General features: G+C 66.7%; 20 protein-coding genes. 10 read left to right on the top strand and 10 right to left on the bottom strand.

Annotation, left to right across the window (positions count from 1 at the left end; all coding sequences use genetic code 11):
- Positions 1-18: 18 nt before the first annotated feature.
- Complete coding sequence (locus CXR02_RS10070; RefSeq protein WP_104061863.1) at positions 19-1,545, top strand: APC family permease; 1,527 nt, start codon at positions 19-21, stop codon at positions 1,543-1,545.
- A 9-nt stretch (positions 1,546-1,554) separates the two neighbouring features.
- Positions 1,555-2,763, top strand: coding sequence for an acyl-CoA dehydrogenase family protein (locus tag CXR02_RS10065; protein WP_104061862.1), 1,209 nt, complete (start codon positions 1,555-1,557; stop codon positions 2,761-2,763).
- A 95-nt stretch (positions 2,764-2,858) separates the two neighbouring features.
- Here CXR02_RS10065 and CXR02_RS10060 read toward each other — a convergent pair whose 3' ends face one another.
- Positions 2,859-3,470, bottom strand: a complete 612-nt coding sequence (locus CXR02_RS10060) for a TetR/AcrR family transcriptional regulator (RefSeq protein ID WP_104061861.1) — start codon at positions 3,468-3,470, stop codon at positions 2,859-2,861.
- Positions 3,471-3,643: 173 nt separating this feature from the next.
- Between CXR02_RS10060 and CXR02_RS10055 the strand changes: the two genes are divergently transcribed.
- Complete coding sequence (locus CXR02_RS10055) at positions 3,644-6,805, top strand: glycoside hydrolase family 2 TIM barrel-domain containing protein (RefSeq protein ID WP_104061860.1); 3,162 nt, start codon at positions 3,644-3,646, stop codon at positions 6,803-6,805.
- On the opposite strand, the gene CXR02_RS10050 is transcribed toward CXR02_RS10055, so the two are convergent.
- The 5 genes from CXR02_RS10050 to CXR02_RS10030 all read right to left on the bottom strand — a co-directional run bounded on the left by CXR02_RS10050 (position 6,806) and on the right by CXR02_RS10030 (position 11,771).
- Positions 6,806-8,116, bottom strand: coding sequence for an MFS transporter (locus tag CXR02_RS10050; protein ID WP_104061859.1), 1,311 nt, complete (start codon positions 8,114-8,116; stop codon positions 6,806-6,808).
- The gene (locus tag CXR02_RS10045) at positions 8,113-8,601 is read right to left on the bottom strand and encodes a helix-turn-helix domain-containing protein (RefSeq protein ID WP_104061858.1); all 489 of its coding nucleotides are present in this window, start codon (positions 8,599-8,601) and stop codon (positions 8,113-8,115) included. The genes CXR02_RS10050 and CXR02_RS10045 overlap by 4 nt, the downstream gene beginning before the upstream one ends.
- A gap of 79 nt (positions 8,602-8,680) precedes the next feature.
- Positions 8,681-9,841, bottom strand: coding sequence for a cystathionine gamma-synthase (locus tag CXR02_RS10040; RefSeq protein WP_104061857.1), 1,161 nt, complete (start codon positions 9,839-9,841; stop codon positions 8,681-8,683).
- Positions 9,842-9,949: 108 nt separating this feature from the next.
- Positions 9,950-11,335: a cystathionine beta-synthase gene (locus CXR02_RS10035; RefSeq protein WP_104061856.1), complete on the bottom strand. Its 1,386-nt coding sequence runs from the start codon at positions 11,333-11,335 to the stop codon at positions 9,950-9,952.
- A 43-nt stretch (positions 11,336-11,378) separates the two neighbouring features.
- Positions 11,379-11,771: a VOC family protein gene (locus CXR02_RS10030; RefSeq protein ID WP_104061855.1), complete on the bottom strand. Its 393-nt coding sequence runs from the start codon at positions 11,769-11,771 to the stop codon at positions 11,379-11,381.
- A gap of 131 nt (positions 11,772-11,902) precedes the next feature.
- On the opposite strand from CXR02_RS10030, the gene CXR02_RS10025 reads away from it, so the two are divergent.
- The 3 genes from CXR02_RS10025 (at position 11,903) to CXR02_RS10015 (ending at position 14,753) form a co-directional block, all read left to right on the top strand.
- Positions 11,903-12,886 carry a DNA-3-methyladenine glycosylase gene (locus CXR02_RS10025; RefSeq protein WP_104061854.1) on the top strand — a complete coding sequence of 328 codons (984 nt, stop codon included), beginning with the start codon at positions 11,903-11,905 and terminating at the stop codon, positions 12,884-12,886.
- Between the two features lie 95 nt (positions 12,887-12,981).
- Positions 12,982-13,950, top strand: a complete 969-nt coding sequence (locus CXR02_RS10020) for an ATP-binding cassette domain-containing protein (protein ID WP_104061853.1) — start codon at positions 12,982-12,984, stop codon at positions 13,948-13,950.
- Positions 13,950-14,753 carry an ABC transporter permease gene (locus CXR02_RS10015; RefSeq protein ID WP_104061852.1) on the top strand — a complete coding sequence of 268 codons (804 nt, stop codon included), beginning with the start codon at positions 13,950-13,952 and terminating at the stop codon, positions 14,751-14,753. The genes CXR02_RS10020 and CXR02_RS10015 overlap by 1 nt, the downstream gene beginning before the upstream one ends.
- Positions 14,754-14,771: 18 nt before the next feature.
- On the opposite strand, the gene CXR02_RS22890 is transcribed toward CXR02_RS10015, so the two are convergent.
- Positions 14,772-16,454, bottom strand: coding sequence for a LuxR C-terminal-related transcriptional regulator (locus CXR02_RS22890; RefSeq protein ID WP_258060904.1), 1,683 nt, complete (start codon positions 16,452-16,454; stop codon positions 14,772-14,774).
- 194 nt (positions 16,455-16,648) lie between these two features.
- Between CXR02_RS22890 and CXR02_RS10005 the strand changes: the two genes are divergently transcribed.
- Complete coding sequence (locus tag CXR02_RS10005) at positions 16,649-17,071, top strand: ester cyclase (protein ID WP_104061850.1); 423 nt, start codon at positions 16,649-16,651, stop codon at positions 17,069-17,071.
- A 98-nt stretch (positions 17,072-17,169) separates the two neighbouring features.
- Here the strand turns inward: CXR02_RS10005 and CXR02_RS10000 are convergent, their stop codons facing one another.
- A complete protein-coding gene (locus CXR02_RS10000) occupies positions 17,170-18,846 on the bottom strand; it encodes an AMP-binding protein (protein WP_104061849.1) in 1,677 nt (558 codons plus the stop codon).
- A 105-nt stretch (positions 18,847-18,951) separates the two neighbouring features.
- Here CXR02_RS10000 and CXR02_RS09995 point away from each other — a divergent pair, with 105 nt between their 5' ends.
- Positions 18,952-19,230, top strand: coding sequence for a putative quinol monooxygenase (locus CXR02_RS09995; protein ID WP_104061848.1), 279 nt, complete (start codon positions 18,952-18,954; stop codon positions 19,228-19,230).
- A gap of 91 nt (positions 19,231-19,321) precedes the next feature.
- Here the strand turns inward: CXR02_RS09995 and CXR02_RS09990 are convergent, their stop codons facing one another.
- Positions 19,322-19,765, bottom strand: coding sequence for a co-chaperone YbbN (locus CXR02_RS09990; RefSeq protein WP_104061847.1), 444 nt, complete (start codon positions 19,763-19,765; stop codon positions 19,322-19,324).
- A gap of 4 nt (positions 19,766-19,769) precedes the next feature.
- Positions 19,770-19,895, bottom strand: a complete 126-nt coding sequence (locus CXR02_RS22885; protein ID WP_258060903.1) for a hypothetical protein — start codon at positions 19,893-19,895, stop codon at positions 19,770-19,772.
- Positions 19,896-19,926: 31 nt separating this feature from the next.
- Between CXR02_RS22885 and CXR02_RS09985 the strand changes: the two genes are divergently transcribed.
- Together CXR02_RS09985 and CXR02_RS09980 are read left to right on the top strand one after the other, a co-directional pair.
- On the top strand, positions 19,927-20,880 hold the full coding sequence (locus CXR02_RS09985) for an ABC transporter ATP-binding protein (protein WP_104061846.1): 954 nt from the start codon (positions 19,927-19,929) through the stop codon (positions 20,878-20,880).
- The gene (locus tag CXR02_RS09980; RefSeq protein WP_104061845.1) at positions 20,877-21,677 is read left to right on the top strand and encodes an ABC transporter permease subunit; all 801 of its coding nucleotides are present in this window, start codon (positions 20,877-20,879) and stop codon (positions 21,675-21,677) included. The genes CXR02_RS09985 and CXR02_RS09980 overlap by 4 nt, the downstream gene beginning before the upstream one ends.
- The last annotated feature ends 18 nt before the right edge of the window (positions 21,678-21,695 follow it).

The raw sequence follows: 21,695 nt of genomic DNA, 5'->3' as shown, positions 1-21,695 counted from the left end.
CCAGAGCCCGGTGACCGTATGAGTGCGGAGACGACGACGGCGGGCGGCGCTTCCGGCGGACCATCCGGGGGTGCCGTCCCCGCCAAGGGGCTCCATGCCGGGATCCTGGACCTCGGCGACTCGGTCATGCTGGGCCTCGCGTCCACGGCGCCCGTGTATTCGCTGGCCGCCACGCTGGGCCTGATCGTGGCTGTCAACGGAAACTACACCCCTCTGGTCCTGGTCCTCGGGTTCATCCCTGTCCTGTTCATCGCCTACGCGTTCCGTGAGCTGAACAGCGCCATGCCGGACTGCGGGACCACGTTCACCTGGTCCCGCCGGGCGTTCGGCCCCTGGGCGGGCTGGCTGGGCGGCTGGGGTGTTGCCCTGGCCGGCATCGTGGTCCTGGCCAACCTGGCGCAGGTGGCAGGCCAGTACCTGTGGCTGCTGATCGGCGACGGCTCACTGGCCGAAAACAAGGTGGTGGTCACGGCCACCGGCGTGCTGTTCATCGTCTTCATGACCCTGGTGAACTACCGGGGCATCCGGCTGGGTGAGCACGTCCAGCGGGTCCTGACCTATGTGCAGTACGTGTCGCTGGGCATCTTCGCGCTGGCCATCATTGTGCGGATCGCGGGCGGGGCCCCTGAGGGCCAGGCCTTCGATTTCGAGTGGTTCAACCCGGCCGGTGCCTTCGCGGACCCGTTCGCCGTGGTGCACGGTGCGCTGCTTGCCCTGTTCATCTATTGGGGCTGGGATACCTGCCTGGCCGTGAACGAGGAAACCGAAAACCCGACCACCACGCCGGGGCGCGGCGCAGTTATTTCAGCCTTTGTACTCGTGGCCATCTACGTCTCTGTCGCCCTGCTCGTGATGATGTACGCCACCGTGGGTACCGAGGGCATCGGCCTGGGCAACGAAGCGAACCAGGCCGACGTCTTCCTGGCCATGAAGGACGTGGTCCTGGGTCCGTGGGGCTGGCTGATTGTGGTGGCCGTGCTGGCTTCGGTCCTGTCCTCCACGCAGACCACCATCCTGCCTACGGCCCGCGGCACACTATCGATGGGTGTGCACGGCGCGCTGCCGCCGAAGTTCGGCGAAGTCCATACCCGCAACCAGACCCCCGGATTCTCCACCCAGGTCATGGGCGCAGCGGCCGTGGTGTATTACGTGGCCATGAGCTTCCTCAGCGAAAACCTGCTCTCCGATTCCATCAGCGCCATCAGCCTGTTCATCGCGTTCTACTACGCACTGACGGGCTTCGCGTGCTTCTGGTATTTCCGCGCCACGTTCCGGGAATCGGCCCGCAACCTCTGGTTCCGGGGCATCCTTCCGCTGCTCGGGGCACTGATCCTCACGGCGGCGTTCTTCATTTCCGCCGTCCAGATGTGGGATCCGGCCTACGGTGACACGCAGATCCTCGGCATCGGTGGGGCCTTTGTCAGCGGCGTGGTGCTCCTTGCCCTGGGCGTTGTCCTGGCTGTTGTCTGCCGGTTCCTGCCGTCAACGCGGGAGTACTTTACCGGGAAGCCGGCGGCGGCGGCCACCGCGGCGGCGTCGGCCTAAGATACTCAGATGAGCGACGCTGAAGTCACAGCCGACGTGCCCCCTACACCGGACCCCTCCGACGTCCTGGCCCTTGATGCGCTGCTGAGCGCTGAGGAACGCGCGCTTCGTCAGCGGATCCGCGACTTCACCGACCAGCGGATCAAACCAAACATCGCCCGCTGGTATGACGACGCCGTCTTTCCGCTGGAGCTCGCTCCCGAACTCGGCGAGCTGGGCGTCCTGGGGATGCACCTGGAAGGCTACGGCTGCCCCGGCCGCACCGCCGTCGAATACGGCCTTGCCGCCATGGAACTCGAGGCCGGCGATTCCGGGATCCGGACCTTCGTCTCGGTGCAGGGGTCCCTGGCCATGACGGCCATCCACAAATGGGGTTCGGAGGACCAGAAGGAGGAGTGGCTCCCCCGGATGGCCGCCGGCGAGGTCATCGGCTGCTTCGCGCTGACTGAGCCCACGGCAGGCTCCGACCCGTCCTCCATGACCACTTTCGCCCGCCGGGACGGCACCGGGGACAACGCCGGCTGGGTCCTCGACGGTGCCAAACGCTGGATCGGGCTGGCCTCCGTGGCCGGGGTGATGGTGGTGTGGGCCCAAACCGACGACGGCGTACGCGGCTTCCTGGTGCCGGCCGGTACGCCGGGCGTGACCGCAACGCCCATTACTCAGAAACTCTCCATGCGCGCTTCCATCCAGTGCGATGTGGTGTTCGACGGCGTCCGACTGGGACCGGAGGCCATGCTGCCGGCCGCCCTGGGCTTGCGAGGGCCATTTACGTGTCTGAACGAGGCCCGCTACGGGATCATCTGGGGTGCCATGGGCGCTGCCCGTGATTCCTACGAAGCCGCCCTGGCGTATTCCCAGGACCGGCTGCAGTTCGGCAAGCCGCTGGCCGGGTACCAGCTGACCCAGGAGAAGCTGGTGAACATGCTGCTGGAGATCCAGAAGGGCACCATGCTGGCCTTTTACCTGGGGCGCCTCAAAGACGAAAGGAAGCTGCGGCCCGAGCAGATCTCGCTGGGCAAGCTGAACAACGTGCGCGAGGCCATCAAGATCGCCCGCGAGGCCCGTTCCATCCTCGGTGGCAACGGCATCACACTGGACTACTCGCCGCTCCGGCACGCTGCCAACCTGGAGTCAGTCCGCACCTACGAGGGCACCGACGAGGTCCATATGCTCGTCCTTGGTCAGCACATCACCGGCCTCGGCGCGTTCCGGTAAGCCCGCCCGCCCCTCATCCCAACTGACTAGCAGTAAGTGTCGTTTTGAGGGCTCATAGCGACACTTACTGCTACCCAGTTGGGACGATACGGCGGCTATTCGGGCAGGATGACCAGCTCGAGGTAGCCCCGCAGGCACCCTGCCATGTCGACGCTCTCGGGCGATAGCAGCCACTGTGTTTGGATGCCGTCCCACAGCGCAATCAATGATGCCGCGGCGGCCTCCGGTTCGACGCCATCGCGGAGCCGCCCTTCCTCGGCGAGCTGCGCGAACCGACGCGCGTAGCTCCTCCGCAGCCGTTCGAATCGTTCGGTGAAGAATTCGCGACCCGGATGGCCGTCCGTGACGGATTCCGCACACAGCACGGTGTACAACTCAATGACGCCCGGGATCTCTTCGTTGAAGCGCGCCTGGCGGATCACGGCGTCAACGAGCGTTTCCTCCGAATCGGGAGGCGTTGGGTCATCTCCGGATATCGAGTCGCGCCAATCGAGCACGGCAAGCAGCAGATCGCTTTTCGTCGGGAAGTAATGCAAGAGGCTCGTCTGGCTCATTCCGACGTGGTCGGCAACGTCCTGCAAGGAGCCGCCACGGTACCCGCGGGCCGCAAACACGGCGTGCGCGGCAACAAGGATCGCCTGCCGGCGCTCCGTCGACTTCGCATATGGTCCCCGCCGGGAGGGCCGGCTCGCCTCGTTTGTGGTCATGGCAAGCCAGTGTACAGGCGGATATGGGGATAAATTCAAAACTCGAGTGACTACTCGAATTTTGTGTTAGCCTTTCTCGTATCGGCCCCCAGATGTGTCGGGCCTCACAGTCTTGCCATGGTGGTCCTGCAGCGCTTCTGGCGCGGCGGGCTTATAGAAGGAGCAGTCAAGTAATGTCCCAGTCCACAGCATCCGGGCGCACCGCCGATGTTTCCTACATCATCGACCGCGGACCGGGTTCGGGCAGGCGGACAGCCGCCCGATCCTGGCTGCACACCACCGCTCCCGCCCAGTCACTGAACGGCAACTGGCGCTTCCGGCTCCTGCCCGGTGCACCGGGAACCCCCGGGGGCCGCGGCGTCCTGCCCGCAGGCGAGGCTCTCGAGGGCGTCGCCGAGGTGACCTTCGATGACTCCTCGTGGGACGAGATCGTCGTTCCGGCCCACTGGGTGTTGGAAGGCGACGGGCGCTATGGGCGGCCGATCTACACGAATGTGCGTTTTCCCTTCCCCACCGATGCACCCAACGTCCCCGATGAGAATCCCACCGGCGACTACCGGCGCACCTTCGAACTGCCGGAGGCATGGACCGAAGCCGAACGGATCCTTCTGCGGTTCGACGGCGTCGAGTCGCGGTACAAGGTATGGGTCAACGGGGTGCCGATCGGCGTCGGCGTCGGGAGCCGGCTGGCCCAGGAGTTCGACGTAACGGACGCTGTCCGCCCGGGATCGAACGTGCTGGCCGTCCGGGTGCACCAATGGTCGGCGTCGAGCTACCTCGAAGACCAGGACCAGTGGTGGCTGCCTGGCATCTTCCGTGACGTGACGCTCCAGGCCCGGCCCGCGGGCGGCATCGACGATGCCTGGCTGCGCACGTCGTTCAGCGGCTCCGGTGATTCCGGCGCCGGCATAATTGACCCTGAAATCACGGCAAACGGTGACGCCTTTCCGGTGACGCTGTCCGTGCCGGAGCTGGGCGTGGACGTCACGTGGAACTCCGCGGCGGACGTTGCCCCGGTGGCGATCGACGCCGTCGAACCGTGGTCTGCCGAGATCCCGCGGCTGTATGACGCAACGGTGAGCAGCGCTGCCGAAACGCTCTCCCTCAGCCTGGGCTTCCGCACGGTGGAAATCGTGGGGGACCGCTTTCTGGTGAACGGCCGGCGGGTGGTGTTCCACGGCATGAACCGGCACGAGACACACCCGGACCGGGGCCGCGTCTTCGACGAAGAATCTGCCCGCGCCGATCTGGCCCTTATGAAGCAGTTCAACGTCAATGCGATCCGCACCAGCCACTATCCCCCGCATCCGAGGCTGCTGGACCTGGCCGATGAAATGGGGTTCTGGGTGGTCCTCGAATGCGACCTCGAAACGCACGGATTCGATGCCCAGCAGTGGGCCGGAAATCCCAGTGATGATCCTGCCTGGCGTGACGCCTTCGTGGACCGCATCGAGCGCACCATCGAGCGCGACAAGAACCACCCCTCCATCGTTATGTGGTCGCTCGGTAACGAGGCCGGCACAGGCGCCAACCTCGCCGCAATGGCCGCGTGGGCCCATGCCCGTGACGCCGGACGCCCGGTCCACTATGAGGGCGACTACAGCGGCGCCTACACGGACGTGTATTCGCGGATGTACTCCTCCGTCCCCGAGACCGAGGCGATCGGCCGCGACGACTCCGGATCCCTGCTGCTCGGCTGTTCCGCCGCCGAGTCGGCACGCCAACGGACCAAACCCTTCATCCTGTGCGAGTACGTTCACGCGATGGGCAACGGCCCCGGCGCCATCGACCAGTATGAGGACCTCGTTGACCGCTACCCACGGCTGCACGGTGGGTTCGTCTGGGAGTGGCGGGACCACGGCATCCGCACCCGGACGGAAGACGGCACCGAATTCTTCGCCTACGGCGGCGATTTCAACGAGGTCATCCACGACGGCAACTTTGTGATGGACGGAATGGTCCTCTCCGATTCGACGCCGAGTCCGGGGCTGTTCGAATACAAGCAGATCGTGGCGCCGATCCGTTTGGGCTTCGGCACCGAGGTGCCCGTCGGAACAGCGTCCGACGGCGGTGCGCGGCGATTCGTTACCGTCACGAATCTGCGGCACTCGGCGGACGCGTCCGACGTTGTGTTCCAGTGGCGGACGGAGGTGGATGGGGTCCGCAGCGACTCGGGCGAACTGGCAGTGGCCGGCACGTCCGGCAAGGCGCTTGCGGCCGGCGAATCAGTGACCCTCGCGCTACCCGAGTTCGCCGTCCCAGGTCACGGCGAGCACTGGCTCACCGTCGATGCCGTTCTCCGCAAGAACACCGACTGGGCTCCGGCCGGGCACGTGATTTCAGCCGCCCAACTGGATCTCTCGGAGCCTGCGGCACCGGTTCAGTCGCCGCGCCCGCTGGCTTCCGCAGGCCGGACCGGCTCTCTGGGGGCCGAGTCTGCGCGTGCCGAATCCTCGGGAACCGGAAAGCTGAACCTCGGACCGGCTGGCTTCGAGGAGGGCCGGCTCGTGTCACTTGGCGGTTTGTCCGTGGCCGGTCCCCGCCTGGAGCTCTGGCGCGCACCGACGGATAACGACGGCGGAGCGGGCCGCGGCAGCTACGATCTCGCCGACCCGTGGCTGAACAATGGAAACGGCGTGCCCGCCCCGACGTCGGCCTCGGTGTGGCGGAAAGCAGGCCTGGACCGTCTGACTGCCCGCGTGGAGAAAGTCGCGGCGAACGACGAATCCGTAGTGGTCCGGACACGGTATGCGCCGGCGGACAGCGCCGACTCTGTGACGGTCGAAGAGCAGTGGCAGCTCGCGGATGGGGAGCTGTGGCTGCGCCTGGACATCGTTCCCAGTGCCGGTTGGGACATGATCTGGCCGCGCATCGGGGTCAGATTCGATTTGCCCGGCTCCGTGGACGGCGCCTCATGGTTTGGCGCGGGCCCCCGGGAATCGTATCCGGACAGCATGCACGCGGCACTGATCGGGCGGTATTCGGCAGCAATCGACGACCTCACGGTGACGTACGCGAAGCCCCAGGAGAGCGGGCACCGCAGTGCCGTGCGTTCACTTGAGCTGAACAATGCGGGCGCGCCCTGGCTGAAAATCGAGACGGTGGCGGATTCCCGCGGGCGCCGGCCCGGTTTCACCCTGGCCCGTCACACCGCACAGGAGGTCAGCTCCGCAGCCCATCCCCACGAGTTGCCTCCGAGCGAGCACAGCTACCTCTACCTGGACGCCGCCCAGCATGGGTTGGGTTCACGGGCCTGCGGCCCGGACGTCTGGCCGGACTTCGCCCTTCGTCCGGAGGCCCGCACGCTGACGCTGCGCATCGGGACTGCCGGGTAGTTACGCAGCTCCGACCGGGACGGGTTCCTTGGCGCCAGCGTCCTTGCGGATGGTCGCGCTGATCACGGCGGCGATGGTGCACATGGCGGCCGCGCCGAACCAGGCGTAAGTGTATTGGCCGGTGGCGTCCCTGATGGCACCGGCGCCGAGGGCGGCGGCGGCCGCGCCCAGCTGGTGGGCCGCGAACACCCAGCCGAACACCACGCTGCCGTCCGCGCCGAACGTTTTGCGGCAGATTGCCGCGGTGGGCGGTACCGTCGCCACCCAGTCCAGGCCGTAGATCACCACAAAAACGATCATGCTCGGCTGGACGGTGGCGCTCAGGAGCAGCGGCAGCACGAGCAGGCCGATCCCCCGGAACTGGTAGTAGACGGCCAGCAGGATTTTGGGGTTGTACCGGTCGGTCAGCCAGCCGGACGCGATGGTGCCCAGGATGTCGAAGATTCCGACGACGGCGAGCAGCCCGGCCGCGGTGGTTTCGGGCATGCCGTGGTCGTGGGCGGAGGGGATGAAGTGGGTGCCGATCAGCCCGTTGGTGGTGGCCCCGCAGATCGCAAAACCGGCCACCAGCGCCCAGAATGTCCGCACCTTGCTGGCCCGCTTGAGTACCTGGAGGGCGCGCACTGCGGCGTTGCTGCTGCGCCCGCTTTCCACGGCAGGGGCGGCGGCAGACTCAGCCGTTCCCTCCTCAGGTGCCGTTTCACCGTAAGGCAAGGCGCCGACGTCGGCCGGTGAGTTCTTGAGGAACTTCAGCACCAGCGGCACCACCGCCAGCGCGCCGGCGGCGATCAGCAGCGAGGCCTGCCGCCAGCCCGGATCCTGGGCCAGCATGGCAATGAACGGCAGGAACACCAGCTGGCCCGCGGCGCTGCCGGCGGTCAGGATGCCGATCACCAGGCCCCGGCTCTTCGAGAACCAGGTGTTGGCTATGGTGGCGGCGAAGACGAGCGCCATGGAGCCGGTGCCCAGCCCGATCAGCAGGCCCCAGGTCAGGAGGATCTGCCAGGACTCGGTGACCAGGACCGTGAGCGCACTGCCGGCGCCGATCATCACCAGGGCGGTGACGGTCCGGATCCCGAACCGTTCCATCAGGGCAGCGGCGAAGGGGGCGGTCAGGCCAAACAGCACCAGGTTGATGCTGACGGCTGCGGACAGCACGGTGGTGGACCAGCCGAACTCCTGCTGCAGCGGCACCATGAGGACACCCGGGGCGGCCCGGAATCCGGCCGCTCCCACGAGGGCCAGGAAGGCGACGGCCGCGACGATCCAGGCGGGGTGCAGTCGGCGGCGCGTGGTTTCGGTGGCACTCATGCGGCCGTGGCCAGCTGCACGGGCGCGTCCGTCCGGGTGAGACTGTGCCAGCTGGTGTTCGCGGCCGTGAGCCGTTCCCCGCAGCCGGTGCAGGTGTCCGCGGAGCTGGTCCGCTGGCCGCAGCCGGAATGGATCACGAACATGTGGGCCTGGTCAGAAGGTGCCGGGAGGTGCTTTTCCGCCCACATGACCACGGCGTTCAGGACCGGGAGGGCGTCCTCACCTTTGGGGGTCAGGACGTACTCCTGGCGGGGGCGGCCGCCGTCGTCGTACGCCTTCTTCTCAAGCAGCCCCGACTCCACGAGACCCACCAGGCGCCTGGTGAGCACCGAATCCGCGACGGCGAGCCGGGACTTCATGGCGTCGAAGCGCCCGTTGCCGAAAAAGACCTCGCGGAGCACCAGCATGCTCCAGGGGTCACCCAAAATGTCGAGACCTCGTGCCATGCTGCAGTTGCGCTGGGACCAGTCGGAGCGGAGAACCATAAAGGCACCCTAGCTAACTTTCTTGAAGAAAGCCAGGGCGCCTTTGGCTGGCGAGCGCGGTGCTACTGGAGGGGCGCTGCTACTTGAGGAAGGTGAAGGCGCGCTCGAGGTCGGCGATGAGGTCTTCCACGTCCTCGATGCCGCAGGACAGCCGGATCAGGTTGACGGGAACCGCCAGTTCCGTGCCCTTGACCGATGCGTGGGTCATCTCGGACGGGTAGTTCATCAGCGATTCGATGCCGCCCAAGGATTCCGCCAGCGTGAACACCGACGTGTTTTCCGCGACCGTGCGGGCCGCCGCCTCGCCGCCCTTGAACTGGACGGACACCATGCCGCCGAACTTCTTCATCTGCTTCTTCGCCAGCTCGTGGCCGGGGTGGGACGGCAGGCCCGGGTACAGGACGGCCTCCACCTCGGGGCGCTCGAGCAGCCATTCGGCCACGGCCTGCCCGTTGTCGCTGTGCCGGTCCATGCGCACGCCGAGTGTCTTCAGGCCGCGGGTGGTGAGGAAGGCGTCCATGGGGCCGGACACCGCACCCACCGCGAACTGCACGAAGCCGATCTTCTCCGCGAGGTCCGCGTCGTTGACCACAATGGCGCCGCCCACCACATCGGAGTGCCCGCCGATGTACTTGGTGGTGGAGTGGACCACGACGTCGGCACCCAGGGCGAGCGGGGTCTGCAGGTAGGGCGACGCGAAGGTGTTGTCCACCACGAGGAGGGCCCCGGCGTCGTGCGCTATTGCGGCGAGCGCCTCGATGTCGGTGATCTTCATCAGCGGGTTGGAGGGGGTCTCCACCCAGACGAAGCGGGTCTTGTTCGCGGCCACGGCTTTGCGCACCGCGTCCAGATCCGCCATGTCCACGGGGGTGTTGCCGATCCCCCAGTCGCCGAGCACGCGGTTGATCAGCCTGTACGTGCCGCCGTACGCGTCGTTGCCGAGCACAATGTGGTCGCCCGGCCGGGTCAGCGCCCGGATCAGGGAGTCCTCCGCCGCAAGGCCGGAGCTGAAGGAGTACGCGTGGCTTCCGCCTTCGAGCGCCGCGAGCTGCTCCTGCAGGGCGTCGCGCGTGGGGTTGGTGCCACGGCCGTATTCGTAGCCGTCGCGGAGCCCGCCGATGCCGTCCTGGGCGTACGTGGAGCTGAAGTGCACCGGCGGAACCACGGCGCCGGTGCGGGGCTCGAAGGCCTGGCCGGCATGGACGGCGCGCGTGTTGAAACCCTGGTTTTCTGCAGACATTGAAAGTCCTTTCATGCGGTGATCAAGCCTGCCGCCGGTGATCGAGCCTGTCGAGATCTAGGTTTCGACAGGCTCAACCACCGAGGTTACGGCTCAACCACCGGAGGATTAGTTGCTGAGGTAGGCGAGGAGGTCGTGGCGGGTGAGGATTCCCACGGGGGCGCCGACGAATGTCACCATCACGGTGTCCACGTCGGAGAGCAGCTCACGGGCTGCGGAGATGGTTTCCAGCGAGCCGATGACCGGCAGGCGGGGGCCCATGTGCTCCGAGATCTTGTCCGTCAGCTTGGCCTCGCCGCGGAACAGCTTGGAGGTCAGGCTGCGCTCATCCACGGCGCCGAGGACCTCGCCCATCACCACCGGCGGTTCCTGCGAGAGGACCGGGATGTGGCTGACACCGAACTCGTTCATGATGTTGATGACGTCGCGGACGGTCTCGTTGGGGTGGATGTGGACCAGGTCCGGCAGCTCGCCGGTCTTGGACTTGATGACCTCGCCCACTGACGTCTCCTCGCCGCCGGAGAGGAAGCCGTAGGAACGCATCCACTGATCGTTGAAGATCTTGGCCAGGTAGCCGCGGCCGGAGTCCGGGAGGATGACCACCACCACGGCGCTTTCCGGGAGGTCGCGGGCGGTCTGCAGCGCAGCCACCACCGCCATGCCGGACGAGCCGCCCACCAGCAGCCCTTCCTCGCGGGCCAGCCGCCGCGTCATGGCGAAGGAATCGGCGTCGGTGACGGCGATGACGGCGTCCGGGACGGACTTGTCGTAGTTCGCCGGCCACATGTCCTCGCCCACGCCCTCGACGAAGTACGGGCGCCCGGTGCCGCCGGAGTAGACCGAGCCTTCGGGGTCAGCCCCGATGATCCTGACCCGGCCGCCGTCGGCCTCCGGACGGTCCGCCGAGATCTCCTTGAGGAAGCGGCCGGTGCCGGTGATGGTGCCGCCGGTGCCGGCGCCGATCACGCAGTGCGTCACCGTGCCGTCCGTGTCCCGCCAGATTTCCGGCCCCGTGGTCTCGTAGTGGCTGCCGGGGGCGGCCGGGTTGGAGAACTGGTCCGGCTTGTAGGCGCCCGGAATTTCCGTGACCAGGCGGTCCGAGACGCTGTAGTAGCTCTGCGGGCTGTCCGGGGCCACGGACGTGGGGGTGACCACCACTTCGGCGCCGTAAGCCTGAAGCACGGCGCGCTTGTCCTCACCCACCTTGTCCGGCACGACGAAGATGCATTTGTAGCCTTTTTGCTGGGCCACGAGCGCCAGACCCACGCCGGTGTTGCCCGACGTCGGCTCAACGATGGTCCCGCCGGGCAGGAGTTTGCCGGTCCGTTCGGCCTCTTCGATCATTTTCACCGCGATGCGGTCCTTGATGGAACCGCCGGGATTGATGTATTCCAGCTTGACCAGGACTGTGGCTTTGAGGCCTTCCGTCACGTGGTTGAGCTTGATGAGCGGCGTGTTACCGATGAGGTCCAGGACGGACTGCGCGTACTTCATAGGTACAAAGTTACCGCCTGCCGCCGCAGGTCCTGGCCGGGGCTCAGCTCCCTGCCGAGGAATCTGTCTGCCAGAGGCCCAGGGTGTTGCCTTCGGTGTCCTTGAAATAGGCGTAATAGCCCATTCCCGGAACGGCGTCCTTGGCCTGGGCGATAGTACCTCCAGCGGATTCGACCTGTGCCAGCGCGGCGTCCACGTCCTCCACATCGATGGTGATGATGGGGGTCTTGAGGTTGTCCGTGCGGGGGAACAGGGCCCCGTTGATGGCCCCTGGCGCGCTTGGCAGGCCTGTCTGTTCGTCCGAGGGTGTGGTGATGGCGCTGGTGTAGTCCATCCCCTGCATGGGGATCAGGTTCCAGCCGAATGCGCTTTGGTAAAACGTGTTGGCGCGTTCCTTGTTTTCCGTGGGTATCTCGAAATGCACAACTCCAGCCACTGCATGCTCCTTTGAATGCGATGGGAAGGCGCGGACGCCCCGCGCCACATGTTGGAGTCTAGTCCTGGCATCTTCGGCCTGAAAGGGGCTCCGGAAGCTGCGTTGTCAGCCCATCGTGGGACCATGAATACATGACCATCCTTGACGCCCCCGCCCGGCTTGCCGCCGCCGCGGATGCGTCCCTGCGCTGGCATCCGGACGGCCCGTACAGCCTGCACCAGACGCTGGGCACTCTCCTGCGGGGTACCGGAGATCCGTCGTTTTCGTTCGGGCCGGACGGGTTATGGACGGCGTTTACGACGCCGGACGGCCCGGTCACGCTGCGCCTCACCGCTGCCGCGGATAGGGCTGTTGATGCCGCTGTTGACGCCCAGGCCTGGGGTCCGGGTTCCGCCGCCGTACTAGCCGGAGTGCCCCGGCTCCTGGGCGCCGAGGACGACTGGTCGGCGTTTGACGAGCCGGCCTTCCATGCCACCCTTCCCAGGCTGGTCCGGGACGCCCGACGCCGGAACCTGGCTGTCCGGTTGCCCTCCACCGGGCGGGTGGTTGATTGCCTCGTGCCCACCATCCTCGAGCAGAAGGTCACCGTCATTGAGGCACGCCGCGGCTACCGGTACCTGATGTACCGCTTCGGCTCACCCGCTCCGGCGGCCGGAACCTCCGCGCCGGAAGGGCTCCGCCTCCAGCCCACGCCTGAGCAGTGGCTGCGCATCCCCTCGTGGGAATGGCACCAGGCCGGCGTAGGACCACAGCGTTCGGCGACCGTTATGCGGGCGCTGCGATCCGCCGTCGCGCTTGAACGGCTGGCCGCCCTTCCGTCCGCGGAGGCGGCAGCAAAGCTGCAGGTGATTCCCGGTATCGGGGTGTGGACCGCGGCCGAAGTGGTGCAGCGGACCCACGGCTGCCCGGACTCCATCGCCGTGGGCGACTACCACCTCGCCGCCTATGTGGGCGCCGCCCTTACCGGCCGCCGGACGGACGACGCCGGCATGCTGGCCTTGCTTGAGCCGTGGACGGGGCACCGGCAGCGGGTGGTCCGGATGATCGGCCTGAGCGGCTTCCGCAAACCGACGTTCGGGCCGCGGATGACCATCCAGGACCACCGCCGGCACTGACGGTTCCGCCGTGGACTCGGGCCGCGGATGGGTATAGCGTGGCGCCATGGAGCCCGCACCAGAGCCCCGGAATTCCGCATTCTCTGGAGTCAGCCATGATCCACACTGACAAGCTGAGCAAAACTTTCACCGTCAAGAAGGAAACGGTAGAAGCCGTCAAGGGGGTCGACATCGATGTTGCCCCGGGCGAGCTTGTGGCGTTCCTTGGCCCGAACGGTGCGGGCAAATCCACCACCCTGCGTATGCTCACCACGCTGCTCCGGCCCACGTCGGGCACGGCAACCGTCGCGGGGGTGGACGTCACAGCGGACCCGGCTGGCGTACGCGCCCGGATCGGCTACATCGGCCAGGGCAACGGCGGCGGGCACAGCTTCCGGGTCATCGACGAACTGATCATGCAGGGCCGCTTCTACGGTATGAACTCCACGGATGCCGCTGCCCGGGCACAGGAGCTCCTGACGTCCATGGACCTGGCCGACCTCGCCAAACGCACCGTCATCAAACTGTCCGGCGGGCAGCGGCGGCGGATGGACGTGGCCCTGGGCCTGATGCACTCCCCGCGGCTGCTGTTCCTGGATGAACCGTCCACCGGCATGGACCCGCAGAACCGGGCCAACCTGTGGGACCACATCATGCGGTTGCGCGCCGAGCACGGCACCACCATCGTCCTGACCACGCATTACATGGACGAGGCCGATTTGATGTCCGAGCGCGTGATCGTGATTGACCACGGCCAGATCATCGCCGATGACACAGCCGCCCGGCTGAAGGCCAACCTGGCCGGCGACCTGCTCGCCGTCGAGGTGGCGGCGGAGTCCGCCGCGGGCGTGCGCGGGCTGCTGGGCCGGGCCGCCGCGGGCGGTGAGGTCAACGAAAACACGTACGACGGCGTGGTTCGCTTCCGCCTCCGGCTCACCGAAGGCGCCCGGCTAGCACCGGTGCTGCTGCAGCAGATGAACGACGCCGGCGCTCCCGCCCAGTCCCTGGAGCTGAAACCGCCCACCCTGGACGACGTGTTCCTGGAACTGACCGGCCGTAATCTGCGGGAAGGAGCAGACCGCTGATGGCTGTGCAAAGCACCGAGGTCCTGGCAAAGCCGGGCCTGGTCCAGATCCTGCATGACACCAAATATGTGTTCTGGCGGGAAATGCTGCTGCCGCTGCGGGACCCGTTCTCGCTGGTCTTCTCGCTGCTTCAGCCGCTCGTGTTCCTGGGGCTCTTCGGCCCGTTGCTCGGCGCGGCCGTGGGGGCACCGGCATTCGGCGGCCAGTCCACGCTGCAGTGGTTCCTGCCCGGCGTAGTGGTCATGATTGCCCTGTTCGGCACCTCCATGACGGGCTCCAATCTGCAGTACGAGCTGATGACCGGTTCGTACGAACGGATCCTGGCGACGCCGCTGTCCCGCTCGTCGCTGATGATCGGGCGGGCGCTGAAGGAATGGGCGCCGCTGGTAGTGCAGGGACTGCTGATCGCCCTGGTCTGCATCCCGTTCGGCTTCGTCTTCTACCCGCTGCACGTGCTGTTCGGCCTGGTCATCCTGGGCATTTTCGGCATCGGGCTCGGCGCCCTCTCCTACGCGCTGGCCCTGGTATCGCAGAACAAGGAGTGGATCTTCTGGGGTGTGCAGCAGACGCTGCTCTTCCCGCTGATGATCCTGTCCGGCATCATGCTGCCTATCGAAGCCGGCCCCGACTGGATGAAGACCGCCAGCCGCTTCAACCCACTGACCTACCTGGTCAACGCCGAGCGGGAACTGTTCGCCGGCAGCGTCGGGACCGACACGCTCCTGGGCCTCCTCGCCGCATCGGTGACGGCCGCCGTCGGGCTTGTAGTGGGTGTGCGGGCCATCAACCGCAACATCAATTGAGCCCGCTGCCCAGCAGCATCAGAGAGAGCCCAGGCGAGCGGCGTAAGCAGCGGCTTCAGCACGGTTGCGAAGGCCCAGCTTCTCCAGCACGCTGCTCACATGGTGGGCCACTGTTTTGCTGCTGATGAACAGCTGCCCCGCAATTTCAGGATTTGAATAGCCCTCAACCAGCAGCCCCAGAATCTCATGCTCACGCCGGGTGAGAATACCTGCCTCGCGGGGAACGGACCGGCCCCCCGCGCCCCACGAACGCAGCAGTGCCGCTGCCGTATCGGCATCATGGGACGCCCCCAGCCTGTCCATCGCTGACAGGGCAGCGCGGGCTTCGGAGATAGCGAGTGTGGGCTGGACTTGGGCTAAAACACGCGCAAGTTCCAGTCGTGTGCGCGCGGCTTCCAGCGGAAGGTCCAAGTGCCCGAACCACTTGAGGGCGTCCTCAAAATACAACGTGGCAGGCTCCAGCCGGCCCTCGGCCGCTGCAACCCGGCCCCTTGCCAGAGCGGCATGCGCGGACACCAGGCATACTCCTCCGGCGCTGGCGTCAAGGTCGCCAAGGTGCTCGGCGGCCACTGCAGCAGCGGCAGGATTGCCTGCTGCCAGCTGTGCCTGCACCAGCAGGCCGCGTGCGCTCGCTGTTTCCAGAGAGGTCCGGTGCCCGCCGGCGTGCAGTGGAGGAACGACGTCGCCGGTACCCTCATTTTCCGAACGAAGCCAGCGCTCTGCCAGGGCCACGGCCGCAGCCGGTTCGTTGCTTCCGAGGGCAAGTCCTGCCGCCACCAGGCTGGTCTCGACCGGAGCGCCGATCCTCTCAATCAAGGCCCTGGCCTCGTCGAAGTGACCCTGGCGCACACGGAGCTCGGCGAGGCTCGCGACGGCCCTGTGGTACATACCGGGGAAGACGTCCTTTGTACTCGCCGCCGCATGCCGCAGCTCGTCCTCGGCTTCGGCCCAATGACCCGTCAGCAGGAGCACTCGCCCGTGGACCATGCGGCACTGAGCGTAAAGGTATGGACAGCCGTAGGCCCTCATGTAGTCATCTGCCGCCAGCGACCACTGGGTAGCTCGCCCAAGGTCGCTGAGCAGGTCGCAGACGGTCAGCATCGAGCAACTCGCCATGACCACTGTGTAGAACGTCGTTCCATCGCCACCCAGGGCGCTGGCCATGGCCTCGTCCACGCAGCGAAGCCCGGCCTGGACCTCCCCACCCTTGACCAGGACAACGCCACGCTCCGCAAGCGCACAGACTGCCAGGTCGGGGTCGCCCAATTCATGCGACATGGCCAGCGCGCGCTCGATCAGGTCGCGACAGTGATGGGCATCCGTAGCCAGCAGCGCCGCACAGTAATCAACCCAGGCCCGGGACAGTCCGTCGTCGGGCCCGGCCATGCTCTCCGCCCGGGCAAGCCAGCCCCGCGCCGCAGCCTCGTTGCCGAGGGACATCCCGTAGACAAGGCACAGCCATACAGCGGAATCGATGGCTTCCGGAACATTGCCGGCACGGCGGCTGGCAGCGTAGGCGCGCTCACGGCAGCGGACGCTTTCACCAAGGTCGCCGAGAAAAAAGAGGGCGTCGCCCAAGCCTGCGAGCGCGCCCGGCGATCCGGTGCCCGAGAGGACCTCCTCAAACGCGGCGCGCGCATCCACCCACCGCCCCGCTTCCAGTGCCGCGTAGCCTCTCGCTGTCACTTCCTCCAGCGCCACGATTCAATTAGAGCACTTGACACTGCCGTTCTCTAGGGACGGCACTACGGGCGCGGGCCGCCCCGGATCCGCCTGGTGGGCTCCGCCGGCATTGGCCACAAAATGGGTCAGTTGACCCATCCGCCTGGCCTTGGAGCCGGGCAGTCTGAAGTTGTCCCGAATAACGGACAACAGGACCAATAAGGGAGCAAACGATGAGTGCAGACGCAATTGCCAGGTCAGTAGACGCCATGAACTCTCATGATGCGAAGGCCTTCGCCGCAACCTATGCCGCGGACGCGGTTGTCCACGACCCGCTCTACCCGCAGCCGTTGAAGGGGCGGGACGCCGTTGAGCAGGACATGGTGGAACTCCTGCGGGCCTTCCCGGACGTCAGTCTCACCGTGGGGCCCCTGTTCCAGAATGGCGAGACGTTCGCAGCCGAGTACACCCTGCGCGGAACGCACCAGGGCCCGTTGGCATCGCCCGGTGGCGAGATTCCCGCCACCGGAAAGTCCTTCATCAATAACGCGGCCGTCTTCTCGACGTTCAATGCTGACGGGGAAGTCACGGAGGAACGCCGCTACTACGATGTAGCCGGCATCATGGCGCAGCTTGGGGTGACCCCGGCAACCTGAGCCGCGGAGCGGGGGGCTTAACTGTCCGTTCGCGCTCAACGAGGGGGCTCAGACAGCGCGAACGGACACTTGCGGCCCCGATTGTGGGACGCCGCGCGTCAGAGCCCCAGGCGGGCCACGGCTTCCTCGCGCATCTCCACCTTGCGGATCTTCCCGGAAACGGTCATGGGGAAACTTTCGCGGACGTCCACGTAGCGGGGGATCTTGTAGTGGGCAAGTTTCCCGCGGCAGAAGTCGGCGACGGCGGCCGCGTCCAGCGGGTCCGCGCCGGGCTTGAGGATGACGCAGGCCATGAGTTCCTCGCCGTACTTGGCATCGGGCACGCCGATCACCTGCACGTCTTGGATGGACGGGTGGCTGTACAGGAACTCCTCGATCTCGCGCGGGTAGATGTTTTCGCCGCCGCGGATCACCAGGTCCTTGATCCGGCCTTCGATCACCACGTAGCCCTCGTCGTCCATCCGGGCGAGGTCGCCGGTGTGCATCCAGCGGTCGGCGTCGATGGCCTCCGCGGTATTCTCCGGCTGGTCCCAGTACCCGGCCATGACGGCGTAGCCCCGGGTGCACAGCTCGCCGATCTCGCCGCGCTCCAGCACCTCGCCGGTGCCAGGGTCCACGATCTGGTTTTCCAGCCTCGGCATGGTCCGGCCCACGGTCTCGGTGCGATGCTGCAGCGTGTCACCGTTCCGGGTCATGGTGGACACCGGGGAGGTCTCGGTCATGCCGTAGCAGATGGCCACATCCACCATGTGCATCTCCGAGATCACCCGGTTCATCACATCGATGGGGCACACCGATCCCGCCATGACGCCGGTGCGGAGCGTTGCCAGGTCGTAGGAGGAAAAGTCCGGCAGCGCAAGCTCCGCGATGAACATGGTGGGCACGCCGTACAGCGATGTCCCGCCGAAGTCCTGGACCGCCTCCAGCGCGGCCGCCGGCGTGAAGCCGCGCCCGGGGATGATAGTGGCCGCACCGTGGCTGAGGGCTGCCAGGTTACCGATCACCATCCCGAAGCAGTGGTAGAACGGCACCGGAATCACCACCCGGTCGTGCTCGGTGTAGCCCAGCAGCTCACCGATGGAGTAGCCGTTGTTCAGGATGTTGTGGTGCGTCAGCGTTGCGCCCTTGGGGAAGCCCGTGGTCCCGGACGTGTACTGCAGGTTGATGGGATCGTGCGGGTCCAGCTCCGCCATCCGCGCCTTCAGGGAGGAATGGCCGACGGCGTCAGCCCGCTTGAGCAGCTCGGTGTACGTCAGCTCCCCGTCACTTTGGGGATCCCCGGCGTCGAGCCCGTCCATGCCGTAATCCGGCAGGAGCACCAGTTCCCGCAGGTCCGGGCAGCCGGCGAGCGCCTGGCGCGCCATCCCCACGTAGTCGCTGTTCCGGTCCGACGGTGCCGCCACCAGCATCCGCATGCCGTTCTGCTTCACCACAAACTCCAGCTCGTGGCTCCGGTAGGCCGGGTTCACGTTGACCAGGATGGCACCGGCTTTGGCCGTGGCGTACTGCAGCAGCGTCCACTCAGCGCAGTTCGGGCTCCAGATGCCCACCCGGTCCCCTTTGGCCACCCCCGAGGCGAGGAGCGCACGCGCGAGGCGATCGACGTCGTCGTTCATTTTCGTGTAGCTCCAACGGCGGGCGTCAGCGCCCGGGACCGGCGCGGCCTCGATCAGCGCGTCGTGGAGGGGAAACCGGGCCACCACCCGTTCAAAGTTCTGGCCGATGGTTTCCTCGAGGAGCGGGACGTCAGTGTCCCCGGCTGTGTAAGCGCGCATGCTGGCACGCTACCAATAGGAGCCGGGCATGAGAAGCGCAACAGGAGGGGTGTCCGCGCGTAAACAGGGCGGGCGTGCATCCCGAGTCCCGGTATTGTGAAATCCATGAGTGCACCCATCGACCTGCAGGCAACGTTCATCCCCAACGACGGCGAGTTCTTCCGTGTGAAGCTCGCCCTGGAAATCGCCATCGACGAGGTGGTGAACGAACCCGGCTGCATCCGCTACGAGCTGACCGAGGCCACCGAAGAGAAGCTGGTCCTCACGGAAAAGTGGGAATCCGAGGAACTGCTGGCGAAGCACTCCAAGGGCACCGCGGTCCAGGACCTGAACGAATCCCTGAGCGCGCTGCTGGCGGAACCCGTGCAGCTGGCCCGCCTCTAACCCTCCGCAAACCACAACGCGGGGTCACGTTTCGCCCAAAGAACCGAAGTTATTGGGCGAAATGTGACCCCGCGTTGTTTTAAGAAAAGGATTACAGGTCGGGGATCTGCGAGCCGTCCTGGGGGCCCGAGCTTTTGGTCACGGCCGGGTTGCTTTCCGCGGCCGCTTCGGCTTCCGCCTGTGAGCGCGCCACATGGGCGTGAACCTCGTCCATGTCCAGGGCCTTGACCGCGTCAACAACCTGCTCCAGCTGCTGGGCGTTCAGGGCGCCGGGCTGGGAGAAGACCAGGACTTTTTCGCGGAAGGCCATCAGGGTGGGGATGGACGTGATGCCGGCCTCGGCGGCGAGCTGCTGCTGGGCTTCGGTGTCCACCTTCGTGAACAGGACGTCGGAATGCTTCTCCGACACGGCGCTGTACGTGGGCCCGAACTGTTTGCAGGGACCGCACCATTCAGCCCAGAAGTCCACCAGGACAATGTCGTTGCCTTCGATGGTCGATGCGAACTGTTCACCTGTGATGTCTACGGTTGCCATGCCTTCAACGGTACGCGAGGCGCAGGCCGATGTCCCAGCCGGGGGCGTCCTGTTCGCTCCTCGCGTCATCGGGAATATCCGGTACGGGGCCGTGTACACCGGGCACGGCGAGGCCTACCCTTGGGGTCATCAGCCGCTGACTGCCGCACACAGGAGGGTTCATGGCCCAGGCTATTTCCACCCGGTCCCTCACCAAGAAGTTCGGCCGGCGCGAGGTGCTCCACGGGGTGGATTTCAGCGTCGAAGCGGGCTCCGTTTTCGGCGTGATCGGCCCGAACGGCGCGGGCAAGACCACCACCATGCGCTGCCTGCTGGACATCATCCGCCCCACGTCGGGGGAGGTCAGGGTCCTGGGCAAGGACCCCCGGGCGGGCGGCCCGGAACTCCGGCGGCGGATCGGTTACCTTCCTGGCGAGCTGTTCCTCGAGGGCCGTGTCACGGGCCGGACGCTCCTGGCCCACTACTGGGCCATCAGCGGTCCGGTGGCCCCGGGCAGGATCGACGGCCTTGCCGAACGGCTGGGGCTGGACCTGGACCGCCACACGCGCAAACTGTCCAAGGGCAACAAGCAGAAGCTCGGCCTGGTCCAGGCATTTATGCACGACCCCGAGCTCCTGGTTCTTGACGAACCCACCAGCGGCCTCGATCCGCTGGTCCAGCAGGAATTCCACGCGATGGTCCGCGAGGCGCAGCACCGCGGCCAGACCATCTTCCTCAGCTCCCACGTCCTCAGCGAGGTCCAGCAGACCGCTGACACCGTGGCGATCCTCCGGGACGGACGGATCATCGCCGTCGAGTCCGTGAGCGGGCTTCGGGAAGGTGCGGTGCGCCGGGTCCGGTTCACCGCGAACGGAATAACAGCGCACGACGCCGGCGCGCTGCTGGGTGGGGTGCCCGGCGTCGGGCACGTTGAGGTGCTGGAGTCCGGCGGCAGCATCACCTTTTCGGCGACCGTGGAGGGGGCCATCCAGCCGCTGGTCAGGGCCCTGGGCACCCTGGAGCTGACCGACCTGGTGCTGGAGGAACCGGATCTTGAGGAGTCGGTGCTCAAGATGTACTCAACTCCCGCAGCCACGGACCCGGCATTGCCCGGCACGGCGGAGGCCGCCCGATGAGCACCACCCTGCCGCTGTTCCGCCGGGCCTTCTTTGATTCCTGGCGCTCCACCGCGGCGTGGGCCGCGGGCCTGGCCGCCGCCACGTTCCTCTATCTGCCGCTGTACCCGTCCATCGGCGGGAGCGCGCAGATGCAGGACATGATCGACGCCCTCCCGGCCGAGATGACCAAGGCGCTGAACTACGACCAGATCGCCACCGGTCCCGGGTACACCCAGGCCACGCTGTTCGGGCTGATCGGCTTCCTCCTGATGACCATCGCCTCCGTGGGATGGGGTGCGGCCGCGGTGGGCGGGGACGAGGAATCGGGGCAGCTGGAGCTGACCCTCGCGCACGGGGTGACCCGCGTCCAGGTGGTGCTGGAACGAGCGCTGTCCCTGTTCCTGCGGGTAGTGCTGCTCGCGGCCTTCGTTTTTGTGCTGGTCCGGCTGCTCAATGATTCTGCCCATCTGAATATCCGGCCCGAGAACCTCTTCGGCGCAGCGGTGCTGTTTGCCGGGCTTGCCCTGCTGAGCGGTACGGCCGCATTATGCGCCGGGGCAGTGTCCGGAAGGCGGACGTACGGACTGGCCGCGGGCGCCGCCGTCGGCGTTCTTGGTTACGTCTTCAACGCCGTCGGCCGGCAGAGCGCGGACGTCGAATGGCTGCTGGACCTGAGCCCCTACCACTGGGCTTACGGGAATTCGCCGGTGGCCAACGGTGCGGACTGGGCCGCGGCAGGGTGGCTCTGGGGAATTTCGGCTGCGCTGGTGGCCGTGGCCGCGTTCGCCGTGAACAGGCGCGACGTCGGCGCGTAGCTTCCGGGTGACCGGCGC

It is taken from the genome of Arthrobacter sp. 4R501 (assembly GCF_002929755.1).
In the GTDB taxonomy this organism is placed as follows: Bacteria; Actinomycetota; Actinomycetes; order Actinomycetales; family Micrococcaceae; genus Arthrobacter.
This window is presented reverse-complemented; position numbering and strand designations above follow the sequence as displayed.

Coding starts and splice junctions, on each gene's coding strand:
- CXR02_RS10070 (WP_104061863.1), top strand. CDS start 19: ATGAGTGCGGAGACGACGACGGCGGGCGGCGCTTCCGGCGGACCATCC.
- CXR02_RS10065 (WP_104061862.1), top strand. CDS start 1,555: ATGAGCGACGCTGAAGTCACAGCCGACGTGCCCCCTACACCGGACCCC.
- CXR02_RS10060 (WP_104061861.1), bottom strand. CDS start 3,470: ATGACCACAAACGAGGCGAGCCGGCCCTCCCGGCGGGGACCATATGCG.
- CXR02_RS10055 (WP_104061860.1), top strand. CDS start 3,644: ATGTCCCAGTCCACAGCATCCGGGCGCACCGCCGATGTTTCCTACATC.
- CXR02_RS10050 (WP_104061859.1), bottom strand. CDS start 8,116: ATGAGTGCCACCGAAACCACGCGCCGCCGACTGCACCCCGCCTGGATC.
- CXR02_RS10045 (WP_104061858.1), bottom strand. CDS start 8,601: ATGGTTCTCCGCTCCGACTGGTCCCAGCGCAACTGCAGCATGGCACGA.
- CXR02_RS10040 (WP_104061857.1), bottom strand. CDS start 9,841: ATGTCTGCAGAAAACCAGGGTTTCAACACGCGCGCCGTCCATGCCGGC.
- CXR02_RS10035 (WP_104061856.1), bottom strand. CDS start 11,335: ATGAAGTACGCGCAGTCCGTCCTGGACCTCATCGGTAACACGCCGCTC.
- CXR02_RS10025 (WP_104061854.1), top strand. CDS start 11,903: ATGACCATCCTTGACGCCCCCGCCCGGCTTGCCGCCGCCGCGGATGCG.
- CXR02_RS10020 (WP_104061853.1), top strand. CDS start 12,982: ATGATCCACACTGACAAGCTGAGCAAAACTTTCACCGTCAAGAAGGAA.
- CXR02_RS10015 (WP_104061852.1), top strand. CDS start 13,950: ATGGCTGTGCAAAGCACCGAGGTCCTGGCAAAGCCGGGCCTGGTCCAG.
- CXR02_RS10005 (WP_104061850.1), top strand. CDS start 16,649: ATGAGTGCAGACGCAATTGCCAGGTCAGTAGACGCCATGAACTCTCAT.
- CXR02_RS10000 (WP_104061849.1), bottom strand. CDS start 18,846: ATGCGCGCTTACACAGCCGGGGACACTGACGTCCCGCTCCTCGAGGAA.
- CXR02_RS09995 (WP_104061848.1), top strand. CDS start 18,952: ATGAGTGCACCCATCGACCTGCAGGCAACGTTCATCCCCAACGACGGC.
- CXR02_RS09990 (WP_104061847.1), bottom strand. CDS start 19,765: ATGGCAACCGTAGACATCACAGGTGAACAGTTCGCATCGACCATCGAA.
- CXR02_RS22885 (WP_258060903.1), bottom strand. CDS start 19,895: ATGACCCCAAGGGTAGGCCTCGCCGTGCCCGGTGTACACGGCCCCGTA.
- CXR02_RS09985 (WP_104061846.1), top strand. CDS start 19,927: ATGGCCCAGGCTATTTCCACCCGGTCCCTCACCAAGAAGTTCGGCCGG.
- CXR02_RS09980 (WP_104061845.1), top strand. CDS start 20,877: ATGAGCACCACCCTGCCGCTGTTCCGCCGGGCCTTCTTTGATTCCTGG.